Annotated in this window: 11 protein-coding genes and 2 pseudogenes; all 13 read left to right on the top strand. The window is 68.1% G+C overall.

Translation table 11 applies throughout. The features are described from left to right. Positions 1-71 precede the first annotated feature (71 nt). The gene (locus tag ASE30_RS05380) at positions 72-962 is read left to right on the top strand and encodes a LysR family transcriptional regulator (protein WP_057283177.1); all 891 of its coding nucleotides are present in this window, start codon (positions 72-74) and stop codon (positions 960-962) included. Between the two features lie 324 nt (positions 963-1,286). Then, positions 1,287-1,811 carry a sigma-70 family RNA polymerase sigma factor gene (locus ASE30_RS05385; protein ID WP_057283178.1) on the top strand — a complete coding sequence of 175 codons (525 nt, stop codon included), beginning with the start codon at positions 1,287-1,289 and terminating at the stop codon, positions 1,809-1,811. A 139-nt stretch (positions 1,812-1,950) separates the two neighbouring features. Then, a complete protein-coding gene (locus ASE30_RS05390) occupies positions 1,951-2,232 on the top strand; it encodes a DUF4880 domain-containing protein (protein ID WP_057283179.1) in 282 nt (93 codons plus the stop codon). A 100-nt stretch (positions 2,233-2,332) separates the two neighbouring features. Then, positions 2,333-2,611, top strand: coding sequence for an MbtH family NRPS accessory protein (locus ASE30_RS05395; RefSeq protein WP_057283180.1), 279 nt, complete (start codon positions 2,333-2,335; stop codon positions 2,609-2,611). 10 nt (positions 2,612-2,621) lie between these two features. Continuing rightward, complete coding sequence (locus ASE30_RS05400; protein ID WP_057283181.1) at positions 2,622-3,359, top strand: thioesterase II family protein; 738 nt, start codon at positions 2,622-2,624, stop codon at positions 3,357-3,359. Next, a complete protein-coding gene (locus ASE30_RS05405) occupies positions 3,337-4,020 on the top strand; it encodes a 4'-phosphopantetheinyl transferase superfamily protein (RefSeq protein ID WP_057283182.1) in 684 nt (227 codons plus the stop codon). Before ASE30_RS05400 ends, ASE30_RS05405 begins: the two co-directional genes overlap by 23 nt. Next, a complete protein-coding gene (locus ASE30_RS05410; protein WP_057283183.1) occupies positions 4,017-5,006 on the top strand; it encodes a TauD/TfdA family dioxygenase in 990 nt (329 codons plus the stop codon). The genes ASE30_RS05405 and ASE30_RS05410 overlap by 4 nt, the downstream gene beginning before the upstream one ends. A gap of 41 nt (positions 5,007-5,047) precedes the next feature. Continuing rightward, positions 5,048-8,661: condensation domain-containing protein (locus ASE30_RS29860; protein ID WP_369819299.1), on the top strand; the 3,614-nt coding region annotated here is incomplete at its 3' end. Position 8,662: 1 nt separating this feature from the next. Further along, positions 8,663-9,727 (top strand): annotated as a pseudogene (locus tag ASE30_RS29865) (AMP-binding protein); the annotation flags it as partial. 1 nt (position 9,728) lies between these two features. Next, positions 9,729-10,247, top strand: a pseudogene (locus tag ASE30_RS29365) (AMP-binding protein); the annotation flags it as partial. A 73-nt stretch (positions 10,248-10,320) separates the two neighbouring features. After that, the gene (locus ASE30_RS29870) at positions 10,321-12,231 is read left to right on the top strand and encodes a condensation domain-containing protein (RefSeq protein ID WP_369819300.1); all 1,911 of its coding nucleotides are present in this window, start codon (positions 10,321-10,323) and stop codon (positions 12,229-12,231) included. A gap of 23 nt (positions 12,232-12,254) precedes the next feature. Further along, positions 12,255-13,316 carry a TauD/TfdA family dioxygenase gene (locus tag ASE30_RS05435; RefSeq protein ID WP_057283188.1) on the top strand — a complete coding sequence of 354 codons (1,062 nt, stop codon included), beginning with the start codon at positions 12,255-12,257 and terminating at the stop codon, positions 13,314-13,316. Further along, positions 13,313-19,233, top strand: a 5,921-nt coding sequence (locus tag ASE30_RS05440; protein ID WP_057283189.1) for a non-ribosomal peptide synthetase, incomplete at its 3' end; no start/stop codon positions are given. The genes ASE30_RS05435 and ASE30_RS05440, both read left to right, overlap by 4 nt.

The following is a 19,233-nucleotide window of genomic DNA, read 5'->3' on the forward strand; positions in this document are numbered from 1 at the left end:
GCGGCTTGATATGGTCAAATATATATATTGAGTCATTTCATATATGAATATGTATGAATAGCGAGGTTCGCATGAATAAACGCGAGATGGCGCTGTTTGAAGCCGTGGGGCGCACCGGATCCGTGACATTGGCGGCGGCGGCCACCGGGATGTCGCAGCCCGCGGCGAGCGCGATGCTGAAGTCGCTGGAAGACAAGTTGGGCTTCGCCTTGTTCAGCCGCGAGAAGCGCCGGCTGGCGCTTACCGCCGAGGCTCGCATGCTGCTGCCGGAGATCGTCCATGCGCTGGCGGCGATGGACAACGCCGAACGTGTGGCGGCCAGCATGCGGGGCGGGGCGCATGCGCGGCTGGACGTGGGGGCGGTGGCGGCCGTGGGCGCGAGCATCCTGCCCGGTGCGATGGCCTGGTTGCAGGCCCGCGAGCCCGGTGTGCGCGTCAGCGTGCGTACGGACATGACGCTAGGCGTGGCGGGACTGGCGGCCGATCAGCGCATCGATATCGGCATCGTGATCGGCTCGGCCGCGCTGCCGAACGTGGGCCAGCGCACGCTGGCGCGGCTGAGCCTGCAGGCCGTGATGCCGGCGGGCCACGCGCTGGCGCGTCGCCACCGTCTCGCGTTGGCCGACCTGGCGGACATCCCCTACATCTCGCTCAGTCGTCACTTGCAGGTGGGGGCGCTCACGGCGCGGCAGTTCGAGCAGGAGCGCTTGCCGTTTCTGCCGGTGATCGAGGTGAATCAGTACTCGGCCGCCTGTGCCTTTGCGGAACGCGGCCTGGGCGTGGCCATCCTCGATAGCATGAGCGGCCTATATGCGCGTCGTCATGGGCTGCGTGTCGTGCCCGTCGATGTGGAAGGCGGTCTCAACCTCGACATCGTATGGCCCCTGAACCGCGGCCTGGGGCGCGTGGCACGGCAACTCGAGGCCGGCCTGGTGCACGAACTGTCGCACACCACCGAGTAGATGGGCGTCAGCCTTCTTTGAGCATGGACTCTCCGCCGGCCTTCATGTCGCCCGCGCGGATCACGCTGAACTCACCGTCGGATTCGATATAGGCGCCGTGGTTCCATCCCTGTTAAGATAACAGGAATCGATCGCATTATCGTGTTGGCGCCAGAAGGCGAATTTCCGCCCCTGCGCGAAGTGCAATATGGCGATGACGGATCGAGTGTTATTTTCGGGGCGCCGTGTTTGGGCGCTCGCGATCCCACCTGACCAATGCTGCCCCTCGCGTGTGAAGCGCGTTGCGGGGGAGTATCTGCTTCTGATCAACCGGAGTGAGTATTCATGCCGAGTCAATCGTTGCGTGGCGAGTTGGAGGAGGTCTTTACACTCCATCGCTCGAAACTGAAGCACGTGGCGAGAAACATTGTTCAGAACGCGGATCATGCCGAGGAGGTGGTGCAGGACGCCTACCTCAAGGTGCTGAATGCGGGCGATGTCCGGGAGATCAAGCGTCCACTCAGCTATTGCTATCAGGTGGTGCGCAACCTGGCGCTCGATAGCTACCGCCATAACGCTGTCGAAAACGTATACCGTACCTTTGTCGACGACCTTGACAGCGTGGCGCGGCCCGTTGAAGGCGCGGTCGACAGGCTGCTCGACACACGCAATGCCCTGGTGGAGATCGACCGGGTGCTGGATACCCTGCCGCCGCGAACCCGGCAGGCCTTTGAGCTCACCCGGCTGAGCGGGCATACGCAGCGCGAAGTTGCACGGATTCTTGGCTGCTCGGCGACCATGGTCAACTTCATGATCAAGGATGCCGATGCGGCGCTCCAGAGTTGCCGGCATTTTCTTGACGAAGATTGACCCAGTGCAATGGCCGGACGGCGCGTTCACGCTATAAGATAGCGGCGTTAGATAACTTAACGACATATTCCCGTCACACCAGTTAGGTAGCTCGCTCGGGCGCCCCTGTCGTACGCTAAGGTCAGTCATGCAGAAAGATATGAAACAGTCCGGGGAGCAGGCCGACCTGGTCTGGAATATCGCCTGGTCCTGGGCCCGCCGGCAGCCGCTGCAGGGCGACGCGGAACAGGCAGCCCTGAACGAATTGGCATGCTGGTTGGCCGCGGATCCCGCGCATCGCAAGGCCTACCAGAAGGCCTGTAAGCTCTGGTTGTTGGCGGGGCTGGTGCCGCCAGTCAACGACGTGCCCATTCCGGGCGCGCCCGACGCTTCCGACCCGGATCCCGAACAGGGACGCCCGGCGCCCTTCGATTCCCACTAAACAAAGCTCGACCCTCTTCGTCATGTAAGACGGAAGGAAGTTGTTCGCGTCTGCGAATGACCCGTTTCCATCCGATTTTCAACGATGCGTGGGGTTGCCTATGTCCGCGAGCTGCTTTGATCGGGAAGACGAGACGTTCATCGTGCTGGTCAATGACGAAGAACAGTATTCCATCTGGCCACACTGGAAAGCGGTACCCGCCGGCTGGCGGGCTATCGATGGCGTGAAGGGCGACAAGCCGACCGTGCTTGCCTTTGTCGAACGCACCTGGACCGATATGCGTCCCAAGTCGCTGCGGGACTGGATGGCTCAGCAAGAGGGATCGCCCTCCGCCTCCGCCGGCGGCAACCAAACACCCGCCGAAGCCACTGCCGATTGAGGCCGAGGCGATGACGCCGGCCGTAACTCTGTTGTGCCTGCCGTGCGCCGGCGCGAGCGCGACGATGTACCTGCGCTGGCGCCGCGTGTTTCCCGCCTGGATCAGGGTGGAGCCCGTGGAGCTGCCTGGCCGTGGGTTACGCATGGCCGAACCTTTCATGGAAGACTTTGACTCGCTGGTGGCCCATCTGTGCGCGCTGCACGCACGGGCGATGCAAGGGCGATATGCGCTGTTTGGCCATAGCCTGGGTGGTTTGCTTGCGTATGGCATGACCCGCCATCAGCGCGCCACCGGGGGGCCGCTCCCCTTGGCCATGCTGGCCTCGGCCAGCCCCGCGCCATCGCGGCGCCGGGGCGAGGCCTATCCGGCCAAGGGCGACGACCGGGCGCTGCTCGCCGACCTGCACCGGCAGGGCGGGACACCGCAAGCCGTGTTCGACGATCCCGAATTGATCCGGCTGACGCTGGATGCGCTGGGCTCCGACTACCGCTTGTGCGAAAGCTTCGCGCCCGCTCCGAGTCCCGGCGTGCCGGTCCCTCTGCATGTGTTTGCCGGACGCGACGACGACATCGGCGAGGCACGCATCCAGGCGTGGCGAGAAGAAGCCGGCGATGTGTACACCCTGGATTGGTTCGAAGGCGGGCACTTCTACTTTCGTGAGCGGGAGGCCGAGGTCCTGGCAGCGGTAAGGCAGCGGCTGGAACTGTCGTTGACGGAGGGTCGCCATGGCCGCCCCATCCCGGCCTGAGGCGCTGCCCCGCGGCCTGGCGGTGCACGCCTGGGCACTGGACCTGCATGCGGACGCCGCCTCCGACTGGGACATCCTGGCCGAGGCAGAGCGCATGCGAGCGCAGCAATATCAACGCGCCGCGGACCGGCGGCGATATGTGCAGACGCGCGCCGGACTGCGCAGGCTGTTGGCGCAGCAGATGTCCTGCCGGCCGGCGGAAGTGCCGATCGTGGCGGGGCTGCATGGCAAGCCTGAAGTCGCCAGGCCCGCGGCGCCGCGTTTCAACGTGGCGCACGCCGGTAGCCGAGCCCTGGTGGCGCTGGCGGATGCGCGGCGCATATCGCACGTCGGTGTTGATATCGAGGCCTGCATGCCGGGCCTGGATGCGGTGGCCATGATGCCGCTGGCGCTGACCGAGGCGGAGCAAGAGGAACTGGTCCGGACGCGAGACCTCGAAGCGGCGATGTACGCCCGCTGGGTCGAAAAGGAGGCCGTGCTGAAGGCGATCGGCGTCGGGGTCTCCGTGCATTTGAGGACGGTAAGTATTCATCCGGATTCCGACGGCGGCTTGCGGGTGCGCAGCACCCGCCCGGCGTGGGCCGGTTTCAAGGTGATGGCTATCGATGCGCCGCCCGGCTATGCGGCCGCGCTGGCCTGGCACAGCGAGGACGAGATATGAACGAAACATTGACCCGTTTCGAGCGCCACGCGCCCGAGGGCTCGGAATTGCCGGTGTTGATCACGCCCTCGCGGGCCGGGCAGGATGTGCGCGAAGCCGCCGCCAACCTGCGCGGGGCCATTGACGACGCGCTGTTCGGCGTGGGTGGCGTGCTGCTGCGTGACTTCTCGGTTCCCGATGTCGGCGCGTTCCAGCAGTTTGCGGCGGCGTTCGGCCACCCCTTGCTCAAGTACGAATTCGCCTCGACGCCGCGCAGCGCGGTGGAGTCCTCGGGTGGCGCGGGCATCTACACGTCCACCGAGTATCCGGCGCACCAGCACATCCCCTTGCACAATGAGCAGGCCTATACGCGCGAATGGCCCATGAAGATCTGGTTCCATTGCGTGACGGCGTCCCAGGAGGGCGGTGAAACGCCGATCGCGGATAGCCGTGCGGTGTATCGCCGCATGCCGCGTTCCGTCATTGAGCGCTTTCGCCCGGGCATTCTCTATGTGCGCAACTTCGGCGAAATGGATGTGCCCTGGCAGAAGGTTTTCAACACCGAAGACCGCGCCGCGGTGGAGGCGTTTTGCACCCGTACGGGCATTGCCTGGGAATGGAAAGAGAACGATGGCCTGCGCACCCGGCAACTCTGCCAGGCGGTCGAGACCCACCCGGTGACAAAGGAAACCGTCTGGTTCAACCAGGCGCACCTGTTCCATATTTCGGCGCGTTCGCCCGAGGAGCGCGAGGTGCTGGAAGAACTCTATGGCATCGAGAACGTGCCGCGCAATACGTTCCATGCGGACGGCAGCACGATCAGCGATGCGGTTTTCGATGAGGTGCGCGCGGCGCTGGAGGCGGAGACCGTGTCGTTCGCATGGCAAGACGGCGACGTCATGATGCTCGACAACATGTTGATCGCGCATGCCAGGAATCCCTTCAAGGGGCCGCGCAAGGTCGTCGTGGCCATGGCCGAACCGCACGGCAATCTCGACGGTTTCTGATCCACATCCCAAAGGGGAAGACGATGGCTGGCATGACGATCATGCCGCGGCCAGCCCAGGCTGCTGCGGCGAACTTCGTTGAACACCTTGAAACCCTCGAGCGCGATCGCGCCGACGAGGTTTGGCTGGTCGTGGCGGGGGACCCCGAGGACCGTTCCCGCGAGACCCGGCACACATACGGGCAGTTCGCCGAACGGGTGCGGGCCATGGCCGCGCGGCTGCAGCAGGAGGCCGATCCGGGCGATCGCGCGCTGATCATGCTGGAGAACGACGATCACTACGCCGTCGCCATGCTGGCGTGCTTTCATGCGGGGGTGGTGGCGGTTCCGGCCTTTCCGCCCGAGTCGACGCGTCCGCAGCATCTGGCGCGCCTGGCCGGCATCGCGGCCGACGCCGGCGCGCGCATCGTGGTCTGCATGCGCGCCATCGCGGCGGGGGTACGTGACAGCGGGGTGTTCGGCACGGCGCTCCTCATCGAGGCCGATGCCGTCGACGCGCGCCTGTCGGGGGCGTGGCGCCGCCATGTGCCCGCCGAGGGCGATATCGCATTCCTGCAGTACACCTCCGGTTCGACCTCGGCGCCCAAGGGCGTGATGGTGTCGCACGGCAACCTGATGGCCAATGAGCGCGCCATCCAGGAGCGGATGTCCATCGGGCCGCAGGACAAGTTCGTTTGCTGGTCGCCGCTGTATCACGACATGGGCCTGATCGGCGGCCTGCTGCAACCGCTCTATCGGGGCATCGGCCTGGTGCTGACTTCGCCGCGCTACTTTCTTGAAAGGCCCAGCCGCTGGCTGGAGCTGATCTCGCGCCATCGCGCCACGATCAGCGGAGGCCCGGACTTTGCCTACCGGCTCTGCCTGGAGCGCGCAAAGGACAGCCAGCTCGCGAATCTGGACCTGTCGTCGTGGCGAGTGGCCTATACCGGCGCGGAGCCGGTCCGTAGCGACACGATGGCGGCGTTCAGCCAGAAATTCTCCGTTGCGGGGTTCGATGCCGGCGCCATCTATGCCTGCTTTGGGCTTGCGGAGGCGACGCTGATGGCGACCGGTGGCCATCGCGGCGCGGGCATGCTGGCCCGCGGTTATGAGACGGCGTCGCTGGAACGGGGCCGCGCGCGACACGACGTTCGGGGCCGCAGCCTGGTTGCCTGCGGCCAGGCCCCGGAAGGGCACGAAATACGCATTGCGGATCCGGACGGCGGCGCCCTCCGGGAGGCCGGGCAGGTGGGCGAAATCTGGCTGACGGGCCCAAGCGTCGCGCAGGGGTACTGGAACAATGCCGAGGCGACTCGCGACGCCTTCGTCCTGCATGAGGGACGCCGTTGGCTGCGCACGGGCGACCTGGGGTTCCAGGACGAGGGCGAGCTCTATGTGACCGGGCGCATCAAGGACCTGATCATCCTTCGCGGTCACAACCTCTACCCGCAGGACATCGAGCAGGCGGTGGAACTCGGCGTGCCCGCGGTGCGCAAGGGTCGCGTGGCCGCGTTTGCGGTGGAGGGGCCCGCCGGCGAGGGGGTAGGCCTGGCCGCCGAGATTTCCAGGGGAATGCGCAAGGACTGGACCGCTGACAGGCTCGTGCGCGCGATGGCCGAGGCGGCGAGCGGCGTGATCGCCGCGCCGCCGTCCGTGGTGGTCCTCCTCAATCCTGGGGCCATGCCCAAGACTTCCAGCGGCAAGCTGCAGCGGCAGGCATGCCGCCAGGGGTGGCTGGCGGGCAGTCTGGATGCCTACGCGGTTTTCGAGAACGGCGAGTTCCGTTTCGGCGGAGAGCCGCAAGCGGACGCGGTCGCGCCGCAGGGCGCCGTGGAAGAGGCGCTGGCAGGTCTGTGGGCGGAGGCGCTGGACTGGCCGGCGAATCGCCCGCCAAGGCGCGATATGCACTTCTTCGTGGCGGGCGGGAATTCGTTGGCGGCAGTGCGCGCCGCCGCGCTGATCGAGGCACACTGGGATCTGGCGTTTCCGCTCGCGACGTTGTTCGAATCGCCCCGCCTGGTGGATTGCGCCGCGCGGGTGCAGGCACTGCTGGATGCGCCGCGTTCGCCGCGCAGGCCGGCTTTGAGCGCGAGTGACGCAGACGCCCCGGCCCAGGCCCGGAACGCGTTGTCGGCGGCCCAGGAACGCCTGTGGTTCATGCAGGTATTGCAGCCGCACAGCACCGCAAACCACGTTGCACTGGGGCTGGATATCGAAGGCGAGCTGGATATGGGCGCCCTGCGAGCGGCGCTTGACGCGCTGGTGGCGCGCCACGAAATCCTGCGCACCGCGTTCGTCGGAGACGCCGATGGGACGCCACGCGCCGAGGTGTTGGCATTCGCCGAGGCCAGGCCGCGCGATGTGCTGCTGCGGGATGTGGCGGACGCCGGCGATGCCGAGCGCATGCAAGCGATCCAGCAAGCCGGGCAGCTCAACCTGCGGCCATTCGACCTGGCGCTTGCGCCGTTGCTGCGGATGGCGCTGTTGCGGCTGGAGCCGGCCCGGCACAGGCTGGTGCTGGTCTTGCACCACCTGATTGCCGACGGCCACACCATCAACGTGCTGCTCGGCGAAATGGCCCGGCTCTATGCCGGCGCGCCAGAGGCGCCGGCGCCTGGGCAACTGCAGTACCGCCACTATGTGGCGTGGCAGCGCCGGTGGCTGGACGATTCGGCGCGGACCGCGCAGCGGGACTACTGGACCAGGAGGCTGGGCGACGCGCATCCGACGCTGGCGCTGAGTACCGATCGGCCGCGCCTGCCGACGGCCGACTACCGGCCCGCCGAGTGTGTGCGCATATTGCCGGCAGCCCAGGTCGCGGCGTTGCGTGCGCACGCGGCAAAGTACGACACGACCTTGCCCATGGTGTTGCTGGCGGCGCTGCAGGTCCTGCTGTACCGGCATACGGGCTTGCACGATATCCGAGTCGGCATGCCGGTCGCGGGCCGTCACGTGGCGGGCGCCGCGCTGCTGCCGGGCTTGTTTGTGAACACGCTGGTCATCGACGGCAGCATCGGCGGTCAGATCGGGCTGGATGGCGTGTTGGAGGCCGTGCGCGCCGCGGCGATCGGGGCGCATGAAAACCAGGACCTGCCCTTCGACGAACTGGTCCAACACCTGAATCCGCCGCGCAGCCTGATGCACGCTCCCTTGTTCCAGGTGCTGTTCAACCATTTGCAGGAAGATCTGCGCGAATTCGAAAAGTTGACCGGCGTGCGCGCGACTCCGTTCCACGTTGCCGCGGCGACGGCGCAGTTCGAGCTCACCGTCGAAACCCGCGAGCGGCCCGACGGTGAGGTGACGGTGCGGCTGATCTACGCGGAGCAGCTTTTCGCGCCACAGGCCATGGCGCGGTTTGCGGAACACTATGCGGCGGTGCTCGACGCATACGCGCATGCGCCGCGCCAGCGTGTTCGCGAAGTCGTCGTGCTGGGCGAGCCGGAGCGTGAGCGGCTGGCGCGGTGGGGCGCGCAGCCGCAAGCCCTGGAAACGGGCTTCACGCATCACCTGATCGAGTCGCAGGCGGCGCGGCGTGGCGACGCGGTGGCGCTGGTGTACGAGGGTCGGGCGGTCAGCTACGCGGACCTGAACGCCCGGGCGAACCGTCTTGCGCACCGCCTGATCGGGCTGGGCGTGGGGCCGGACGTGACGGTGGGCGTGGCCCTGCCGCGCTCGGTNATCACCTGATCGAGTCTCAGGCGGCGCGGCGTGGCGACGCGGTGGCGCTGGTGTATGAGGGGCAGCAGGTCGGCTACGCGGACCTGAACGCCCGGGCGAACCGTCTTGCGCACCGCCTGATCGGGCTGGGCGTGGGGCCGGACGTGACGGTGGGCGTGGCCCTGCCGCGCTCGGTCGAACTGGTGGTGAGCCTGCTGGCGGTGATGAAGGCCGGTGGCGCCTACGTGCCGATCGACGCCGAGCTGCCGGCCGAGCGGGTGGCGTACATGCTGCGGGACAGCGGCGTGACGCGGGTGCTGTCGGATGGCGCGGCCTTGGCCGGGCTGGGCCTGCCGGCCGGAGTGCAGGCCTTGGACCTGGACACGCTGGCGCTGGCGGACGAACCGGACCATAACCCGGACGTGGTCCTGCACCCGGAGCACCTGGCGTATGTGATCTACACGTCGGGYTCAACCGGCAAGCCCAAGGGCGCGGCCAACCGGCATGGATCGCTGCACAACCGCCTGGCGTGGATGCAGGCCGAGTATGGGCTGACGCCGGACGATGTGGTGCTGCAGAAGACGCCGTTCAGCTTTGACGTATCGGTGTGGGAGTTCTTCTGGCCGCTGATGGATGCAGGCCGAGTATGGGCTGACGCCGGACGATGTGGTGCTGCAGAAGACGCCGTTCAGCTTTGACGTATCGGTGTGGGAGTTCTTCTGGCCGCTGATGGYGGGCGCGCGGCTGGTGGTGGCCGCGCCGGGCGCGCACCGCGACCCGCAGCGCCTGGGCGCGCTGATCCGGGAGCAGGACGTGACCACGCTGCACTTCGTGCCCTCGATGCTGCAGGCGTTCCTGTCCGATGGGGCAGGCAAGGGATGCGACAGCGTACGGCGCGTGCTGTGCAGCGGCGAGGCGCTACCCGCGCAGGCGCAGGCGGACCTGTGGGCGCAACTGCCCGGGGTGGCGCTGCACAATCTGTACGGCCCGACCGAGGCGGCGATCGACGTGACGCACTGGCGGTGCGAAGACGACGGCCGGGCGGTGGCGATCGGGCGGCCCATCTGGAACACGGTGTGCCGGGTGNGTGCTGTGCAGCGGCGAGGCGCTACCCGCGCAGGCGCAGGCGGACCTGTGGGCGCAACTGCCCGGGGTGGCGCTGCACAATCTGTACGGCCCGACCGAGGCGGCGATCGACGTGACGCACTGGCGGTGCGAAGACGATGGCCGGGCGGTGGCGATCGGGCGGCCCATCTGGAACACGGTGTGCCGGGTGWTGGACGCGGACCTGAACGCGGCGCCGCAGGGCGTGGCGGGCGAGCTGTATCTGGGCGGCGCGGGCCTTGCACGGGGCTATCTGCATCGGTCGGCGTTGAGCGCGGAGCGCTTCGTGGCCGACCCGTTTGCCAAGGGTGAGCGGCTGTACCGCACCGGGGACCTGGTGCGCTGGCGCGAGGATGGGGCGCTGGAGTACCTGGGGCGGCTGGACCATCAGGTGAAGATCCGGGGGCTGCGCATCGAGCTGGGCGAGATCGAGGCGCGGCTGCTGGCCGAGCCGGGCGTGGAGCAGGCGGTGGTGGTGGCCGCGGCGCAGCCTTCGGGCGGCNGGGCTGCGCATCGAGCTGGGCGAGATCGAGGCGCGGCTGCTGGCCGAGCCGGGCGTGGAGCAGGCGGTGGTGGTGGCCGCGGCGCAGCCTTCGGGCGGCCAGAGGCTGGTGGCCTACGTGGCGCCGCTGGGCGTCCAGGTGCCAGCGCTGCGCGAGGCGCTGGGGCGGAGCTTGCCGGACTACATGGTTCCGGCGGTGATCCAGCCGCTGGCGGCGCTGCCGCTGAACGCCAACGGCAAGATCGACCGCAAGGCGCTGCCGGCGGTGCAGGCCGAGGCCTCGCAGGCCTACGCAGCGCCGCAGGGTGAGATCGAGCAGGCGCTGGCGCGCATCTGGGCGGTGGTGCTGGGCGCGGAGCGTGTGGGGCGGCACGACAACTTCTTTGTGCTGGGCGGGCACTCCTTGCTGGCCACCCGTATCACGGCAGCGGTGCGCGCGGAATTGGGCCGCGACTTGAAATTGGAGCAGCTGTTTGCCTGCCCGCGCCTGGACCTGTTGGCGCAGGCGCTGGAAGCGGCTCCCGCTGCTGGGCGAGCCGGTCCGCGCCTGCATGAGGCGACGGTAGGCGAGCAGGGTGAGCTCTCGTACGCACAACAGCGGCTGTGGTTCCTGTGGAAGCTGGATCCTTCCGGCACCGCGATGAACATTCCCATGGCCTTCTTGTTGCGCGGTCCGCTGGACCTGGACACCCTCGCGGCCGCGGCCCAAGGACTGATCGACCGGCACGAGATGCTGCGAACCGTCTTCGGTGAGGACGAGGGCCGAGCGTGGCAGCGCGTCCTGCCTGCGGGCGCGATGGCGTTGGCGGTGGACCGCTGCGCGGTTTCCGGCGACCGGGACGCGTGGCAAGCCACGGCGCGGCAGTATGCGGCGAGGCCGTTCGACCTTGCGAATGGGCCGCTGCTGCGCGTTGGCGCGGGCCGGATCGATTCGGACACGCACTTGCTGATCGTGGTGGCGCATCACATCGTCGCCGACGGCTGGAGCAGCAAGGTGATGCTGCGCGATTTCCTGCAAGGGTACGACGCCGCCCGCAAAGGCAGACGGCTCGAGGCGCCAATGGGCGCGGCGCGCTATCTGGCCTATGCCGCCGCGCAACGGCGCTGGCTCGACGAAGGCGAATCGGCGCGTCAGGCCGAGGCGTGGCGCGCGGAGCTGGCGGGCTTCGAACCGTTGAAGCTGGCGCCGGAGCTGCCGCCGACGGCCCGGCGCGGCCATCCATTACGGACCGCGGGCTTCGAGCTGGACGCCGCGCTGACGGCGCGAATCGCGCGCACGGCCGGGGAGGCGCGCGCCACGCCCTACATGCTGCTGTGGGCCGCGACGGCGGCGGCGCTGGCGGCGCGCACGGGCCAGCGGCGCTTCTATCTGGGCACTGATGTGGCCAATCGCGAGACGCCGGGCACGCAGGGCATGGTGGGCTTTTTCGTGAACCAGTTGGCGCTGCCGGTGGACTGCGGCGCGGCGGCGACGGGAGCGGCGCTGCTGGCCCAGGTCCGGCATACCGTGCTCGCCGCGGCCAGTCGCCAGGACCTGCCCTTCGACAGGCTGGTCGCCGCGTTGGGATCCCGAGATCGCGGTGGCAGGGCGCCGCTGTTTCAGGTGAAGGTGATCCACCAGGACGGCCTTCCGTCGGTGGACGTGGCGGGCCTGGAACTTGAGGTGGTGCCGGTGCATGGAGAAGAGGCGGAGCTCGACCTGATCGTGAGCTACATCGCGTTGCCCGACAGGATCCAGGCCACGCTGCTCTATGACGCCGAATGCTTTGAGGCCGCCAGCATGGACAGCCTGGCCGGGGAGATTGCCGCCGTGATCCTCACCCTGGCCAACGACGTCGCGGCGTCGCTGCGCACGCTGGAGGACGCGGCGCGGGCCGCGAGACAACGCGCCACCGACCGGTTTGCGGGTGAACGGGACGCCCGGCTTGGCGCCCTGAGAGATGGCTTGAAGCGCCGTCGGATCCGGCCTGGCGCCGCCCAGTGACTCACTATTTCGAAGGAAAAACGATGAGCATCCTGCAAACGCGCCCGGGCCTGCGCTCGGCACGCCGGCACGCGGTATCCGGCGACGCCGCCGAACTGGTGCGCTGGTCTTTCCTGTTCGATACAGGCACGCTGCCTGCGCTGGCCGAGCCCGCCATGCCGGGCGTGAGCCTGGCGCAATGGGCCCGCGACAACCAGGACTTGATCCACGCTCGGCTGGTCGAGCACGGCGCGGTGTTGTTCCGCGGATTTCCGGTGGGGTCGGCAGCTGAATTCAACGCCTATATCGACGGTGTGTCTGGCGGGGCGCTGGAATACAAGTTCCGCGCGTCGCCGCGGACGCAGATCCAGAAGGACCTGAATGTCTACACCTCCACCGACTACCCGGCGCAGGAGAGCATCTTTCCGCATAACGAACACTCGTATTCGCCGGTGCTGCCGCTGCATCTTTTCTTCTATTGCGATATCGCGTCGCTGACGCAGGGCGAGACACCCATTGGCAGCACCCGGCTGCTTCTCAGCCGTATCGATCCTGACGTGCGCGATGCGCTGGCGCGTCGCAAGATCATGTACGTGCGGAATTTCGGCGAAGGCTTCGGCCTGCCTTGGCAGACGGTGTTCCAGACCCGGGACCGCGCCGAAGTCGAGACCTACTGCAAAAGCGTGGGCATCGTGCCCGAGTGGCGTTCCGGAGACCGTCTGCGCACCCGCCAGGTCGGTCCGGCCCTGATGCGGCATCCCAAGACGGGCGAGGCAGTCTGGTGCAACCACGGCACGTTCTTTCATGAGCTGAGCCTGCCCGCTTCCGCGCGCGAACAACTGCGTAGCGAATTCGCGGCCGAAGACCTGCCGCAGAACACCTTCTATGGCGACGGCGCGCCGATCGAACACGACGTGATCCGCCATCTCCAGGGCCTGTACCTGGACGTGATGGTCAAGTTTCCCTGGCAGCGCGGCGATGTGCTGATGGTCGACAACCTGCTCTGCCTGCATGGACGCAGCCCCTATACGGGACCGCGCCGGATTCTCGTCGCCATGGCGCACGCCTGCCGCGCCCAAGATCTGGATGTTGGAGAAAATGCATGACGCAGTCCATCGCCAAGCCTGAAGAGTTTCGTCTTTCCTTGCAGCAGCTCGGCATCGCCGCGCCCGGAGCGGAGTCGTTGGCAGCCACCGTCTCCGTTCTGGTCGAGGGGCCGGCCGGGGTGACCCAGACTGCGCTGGCGGGTGCGCTGGCGGCACTGACGGCGCGCCACGAGATCCTGCGAACCCGTTATCGGCCCGTCGCGGGGACGCCGTTTCCGGTGCAGCAGCTATGGTCCGCGCTGCCTGCGGCATGGCAGAGGCTGGATGGCGACGCGCACGACGAGGCGGTCCTGGTTGCGGCGCAAACGCAGATCGATGTCCTGGCGGGCGCGGTAGTGGCCGCGGCCTATCGGGACGACGGTCCGGCGGGAATCCGGTTTGCACTGGCCGCCGCGCGCTGCAGCCTGGACCTGCGCGCCATTCAGGATCTTGCCGTGGCATGCGTCGCGCTGGCGGGCGCGCCCGCGGACCAGGCCGACCGGGTTGCCGAGGATCCCCTGCAATATGCAGACTATGCGGCCTGGCAGGAAGAATTGCTGGAGAGCGAGCCGGGCCGGGAGGGGCAGCGCTACTGGCAAGGCAGGGCGGCGGAGGCGCAGGACCCGCCGCGCCTGCCGTTCCAGCAGGCGCCAGGGCAGCCCGCGACGCTGCGCGCAGCCCTGACGCCGGCGCAGGCGTCCGCGTTGCGACAGGCGGCGGAACAGGAGGGTGTACCCCTTGAGAAGCTGGGCCTGGCCTGGTGGGCGGCATTCGTGGCGCGCCTGGACGGTGCCGAGACGGTGTCTCTGCAATGGTGGCGGGGAGAGCGGCAGGATGAGCTCGCGGGCGCCCTCGGCAACTTCGCCGTGCGTCTGCCGCTGACGTTGGCGCTGGATGCGGCGCTCGATGCGCGGGCGCTTGCGGGCGCGGTGCTGGCCCAGACGCAGGCCGCCGACAGCTGGCATGAGTGCTTCGATCCGGCCGCACAGGCGCAATGGCTGGCGCGCGAAGGTCGTCAGGACGCGGGGGTCGAGTTCGAGTTCGTGCCCGTCGCGACGCTGCCGGCCGGCTGGCGTCTGGCAGCGCTGCGCGCGCAGGGCACCGCCGCGCGGCTGCGTTGCGAACTGCATGCCAGCGCCGAAGGCGTCGTGCTGGTCTGGCAAAGCAATGGTGTCTTTGATGGCGCCGCGCTTGCCGCGTGGCATGGGCAGTTTGCACATTGGCTTGGTGAGGCCGCGGTGTCGGATCTGCCGTGGTCCGCGCTTTCGCTGCTGGATGCGCAGACCCGGAAAGAGGTGCTGGTGGCGGGAGGATTCGACACTGCGGACGTGGCGATGCCGCCGGGTGATGGCCCGACCACGCTGAATGGCCTGGTCGAGGCGCAGGCCCGCCTGCAACCTGGGGCGCTCGCCGTGCGTTGTGGGGAGAGCCGGCTCACCTACGGCGAGCTCGATGCGCGGGCGCGGCGACTGGCCAGCGATCTGGCCGCGGCAGGGGTGGGCCCAGGCGACCGGATAGGCATACTCATCGGGCGGTCGGCCTTGACCATCGTGGCGATGCTGGGTGTGCTCAAGGCGGGCGCGGCCTACGTGCCGGTCGATCCCGCGTATCCCGCCGCTCGGGTGCGGTACGTGCTGGACGATGCAGGCATCCGTACCGTGATCGTTGCCGGCGGCAATGTGCCGGCATTGCCGGAATCCGCCATGCAGGTGCTCGTGCTGGACGAGACAGGCGGGATGGCGGCCGCGGCCGGTGGCGCGCAAGAGGAAAGCGGCGTTGCGATCGCGCCCGCCAGCCTGGCCTACGTGATCTATACGTCGGGATCCACCGGCAATCCCAAGGGGGTGCAGATCAGCCACGCCAACGCGGTTGCCTCGACGCTGGCGCGGCACGCGTTCTATGCGCCGGAGCCCGTCTCTGCCTATCTGCTGTTGTCGTCCTTCTCGTTCGACAGTTCCGTGGCCGGTATCTACTGGACCCTCTCGCAGGGCGGCGTGCTATGCATTCCGACGGAGGATGAACATCAGGATCCGCTGCGGATCGCGGAGCTGGTCAAGTCGGCGGGTGTGTCGCACATGCTGGCGCTGCCTTCGTTCTACCGGCAATTGGTCGAGAGCGTGGCCGAGGCGCCGCTGCGCTGCGTGATCGTGGCGGGGGAGGCCTGCCATCCCGACGTCGTGGCGGAGCATGCCGCGCATCTCCCTGGCGCTGCACTGGTCAATGAGTATGGCCCGACCGAGGGTACGGTGTGGTCGCACGCCAGCCGCATCCAGCCGGGCGGCGGTGATGCGCGCATTCCGATCGGCCACCGCGTGGGCGGGACGACCAGCGTGGTGCTGGACGACCGCCTGGAGCCATGCCCGCCGGGCGTGACCGGCGAACTGTACATAGGCGGGAGCGGCATCGCGCGAGGTTACCTGGGCCGTGCGGCGCTATCGGCCGAGCGCTTCGTGGCCAACCCGTTCGACTCGGGCGGGCGGCTCTATCGCACCGGGGACCTGGCGCGGCTGCGCCTGGATGGCGCGCTCGAGTACCTGGGCCGCATCGATAATCAGGTCAAGATCCGCGGGTATCGTGTCGAACTGGGCGAGATCGAGGCGCTGTTGCTGACGCAACCCGGCGTCGCGGAGGCTGTTGTCGTTGCGCGGGAAGGGCGGCTTGTGGCCTACCTCAGTCCGGCGCTGGACGGCGCCGCCGAGCATGCGCTCAAGCACGTGCTGGAGCAGGACTTGCCGGGGTATATGGTGCCCGCAGTGATGGTGTCCGTCGCGCAGCTGCCGCATACGCCGAACGGCAAGGTGGATCGCCAGGCCCTGCCGGACCCCGACACGCTGCGCGCGCGCGCCTACGAACCGCCGCGCGACGCGCGGGAGGAGGCCTTCTGCGCCATTTGGCGTGACGTGCTGAACGTGGATCGCGTCGGGCGCGACGATAACTTCTTCGAGCTCGGCGGCGATTCCATCCTGGGCCTGCAGATCGTCGCGCGCTTGCGCAAGGCCGGGTGGCGCATCGCACCCAGGCAATTGTTCGAACACCAGACCGTGGCGAGATTGGCCGGGGAATCGCAGGCGGTCGAGTTGGCGGTGACCGCGAGCGAGACCGAGGGCGTAGTCCTGCTGGCGCCAATCCAGCAGGCGTTCCTTGCGCAAGCCATCCCCCAGCCTCATCACTGGAACCAGGCGGTGCTGCTGCGCCCGCGCGAAGCCCTGGATGTCGTTGCGTTGCGCCGCGCCTTGGCGGCCATCGTGGCGCAGCATGATGCGTTGCGGTTGCGCATGGCCTTCGATGCGCAGGGGCGGGCGCGGCAATTCTATGGTCCCGCCGCCGATATCGGCGCCATGCTGTGGCATCGGCAGGCGGATGCGGCGGCGCTGGGCACCCTGTGCGAGGAGGCGCAGCGCAGCCTCGATCTGACGCAAGGCCCCTTGATGCGGGCCTTGGCGGTGGAGTTGGCCGATGGCGGCTGGCGCCTCCTGCTTGTAGTCCATCACCTGGCGGTGGATGGCGTGTCGTGGCGCATCCTGCTCGAAGACCTGCAAGCGGCCTATGAACAGGCGAAGGCGGGCCGGGAGCCGGTGCTGCCCGCCAAGACCGCGAGCTACAAGGATTGGACGCGCGCATTGCATGAACAAGGCCAGCCGTCGCAAGCAGAGCGCGAGTACTGGCTTGGACTGACGGCGGTGGACGCGGGGACGCTGCCGTGCGCACACCCCGATGGCGCGCGTACGGTCGGGGATGCGGCGGTCGAGACGATTTCGCTTGATGCGGTCCAGACCGCCGCGTTGCTGAAGACGGCGCCGGCTGCCTATCGCACGAGAATCAACGATGTGCTGTTGACGGCGCTGACGCGGGCGGTCTCCTCCTGGACCGGCCAACGGCACGTTGCCGTGGACGTGGAAAGCCATGGCCGCGACATGGACGGCGGCCTTGACCTGTCTCGCACCGTCGGATGGTTTACCGCCGTGTATCCCGTGCGGCTGGATGGCACGGGGGGACGCGCCGATGCGCTCAAGCGCGTGAAGGAAGCGCTTCGTGCGGTGCCGCGCCACGGCATCGGCCATGGGCTGCTGTGCCATCTGAGCGACGACACGCAACGCGCCGTCATGGCGACACGATCACGGCCGGAGATCCTGTTTAACTACCTGGGCCAGTTCGACGGTGCTTTCGAGGGAGGCACGCAGTGGTTGCCGGCCGCCGAGCCGGTCGGCGCAAGCCAGGACCCCGCCGCGACGCTGGAGCACGAACTGGCTGTCAGTGGGCAGGTGCTGGGCGGCTGCCTGACGTTGAGCCTTACGTATAGCGCGGCGCGCCAGGATGGCGCCGCGATGCGCGCCCTGATGGCGGGCTTGCACGAGGAGCTGCTTGGCCTCATCGAACACTGCGTGAGCGGCGCCCGGGGTGTCACACCCAGTGATTTCCCGTTGGCAGGCCTGGATCAGCACGCGCTGGATGCGCTGCAGCTTCCCCTCGAGCGGGTGCAGGACCTGTATCCCTTGTCGGCCATGCAGCAGGGGATGCTGTTCCACAGCGCCTACGAAGCTGGCAGTTCTGCCTATATCAACCAGCTGCGGGTGGACATTGCAGGACTTGACGAGGCGCGTTTCGAACAGGCGTGGCAGGCCGCGCTGGCGCGCCACGACGCTTTGCGCGCGGGCTTCCTGCCGGGCGACGCGCCGCTGCAATGGATAGCGCGGACGGTAGCGGCGCCGTTCACGCGGCACGACTGGAGCCAGCGAACCGATATCGAGGCCGCGCTGACGAGTCTGGCCCGGGACGAACTGGCGCAGGGCTTTGACTTGAATGCGCCGCCTCTCATGCGCTTTGGGCTGGTTCGGCGGCCGGACGGACGGCACCATTTCCTGTGGACGCACCACCATCTGCTGATGGACGGCTGGAGCGCGGCGCAACTGCTCGGCGAGGTGCTGCGCCAGTATGGCGGCGAGGCCATCGCCGCGCCCGCCGGCCAGTATCGGGACTACATCGACTGGCTGGGCCGGCACGATCGGCAGGCGTCGCAACGCTATTGGCAGGGTCAGGCCGCGCGCATTGGCGAACCCACGCGGGTGGCGGGCGCGTTGACGGCGGGGGCCGGTGCCGCGGGCCAGGGCGAACAGCGGCTTGAGATCGATGCCGCGCGGGTTCGGGAACTCTCGGCATGGGCGAGCGCGCAGCATGTGACGCTCAACACGCTCGTGCAGGGGGCATGGGCACGCGTGCTGGCGCGCTGCCTTGGCCGCGACGAGGTGTGCTTTGGCGCCACCGTGGCCGGCCGGCCGGATGAGCTGCCGCAGTCGCAGAGTATCGTCGGCGTGTTCATCAACACGTTGCCCGTGGCGATCGACATGCCCGCAGTGATGCCGGTGGGAGACTGGTTGCGGACACTGCAGGCGCAGAACCTGGCCGCGCGTGAGCACGAGACCGTGCCGTTGCAGGATATTCATCGCCTGGGTGGGCGTGATGCCCAAGGCTATTTCGACAATATCGTCGTGTTCGAGAACTACCCGGTGGACGGCGTGCTGCGCGACGCCGGGAGCCTGGGGCTGCGCTTCAGCGGGCTGGACGGACGCGAAGAGACCAACTACGCCGTCACGCTGGTGGTGGCCCAGAATGGGTCGCTGTCGTTGCTGCTGCGCCATGACGAAGCCGACGTGGACGCACGCGCCGCGGCGTTTTTGCTTCGGTCGCTGGAGGTGCAGATAAGCCTGCTGGCGCAAGATGCGCTGGCGCCGCTGGGCAGTCTGGCGCTCGGATCGCCTGACGTTGAGGCGCTGTTGGGGGCTTGGCAGCGCGGTAGGGAGGCCGACCTGCAGACGACGTTCACTCATCACCTGATCGAGTCTCAGGCGGCGCGGCGTGGCGACGCGGTGGCGCTGGTGTACGAGGGTCGGGCGGTCAGCTACGCGGACCTGAACGCCCGGGCGAACCGTCTTGCGCACCG

The organism is Achromobacter sp. Root83 (genome assembly GCF_001428845.1).
Lineage (GTDB): Bacteria > Pseudomonadota > Gammaproteobacteria > Burkholderiales > Burkholderiaceae_B > Achromobacter.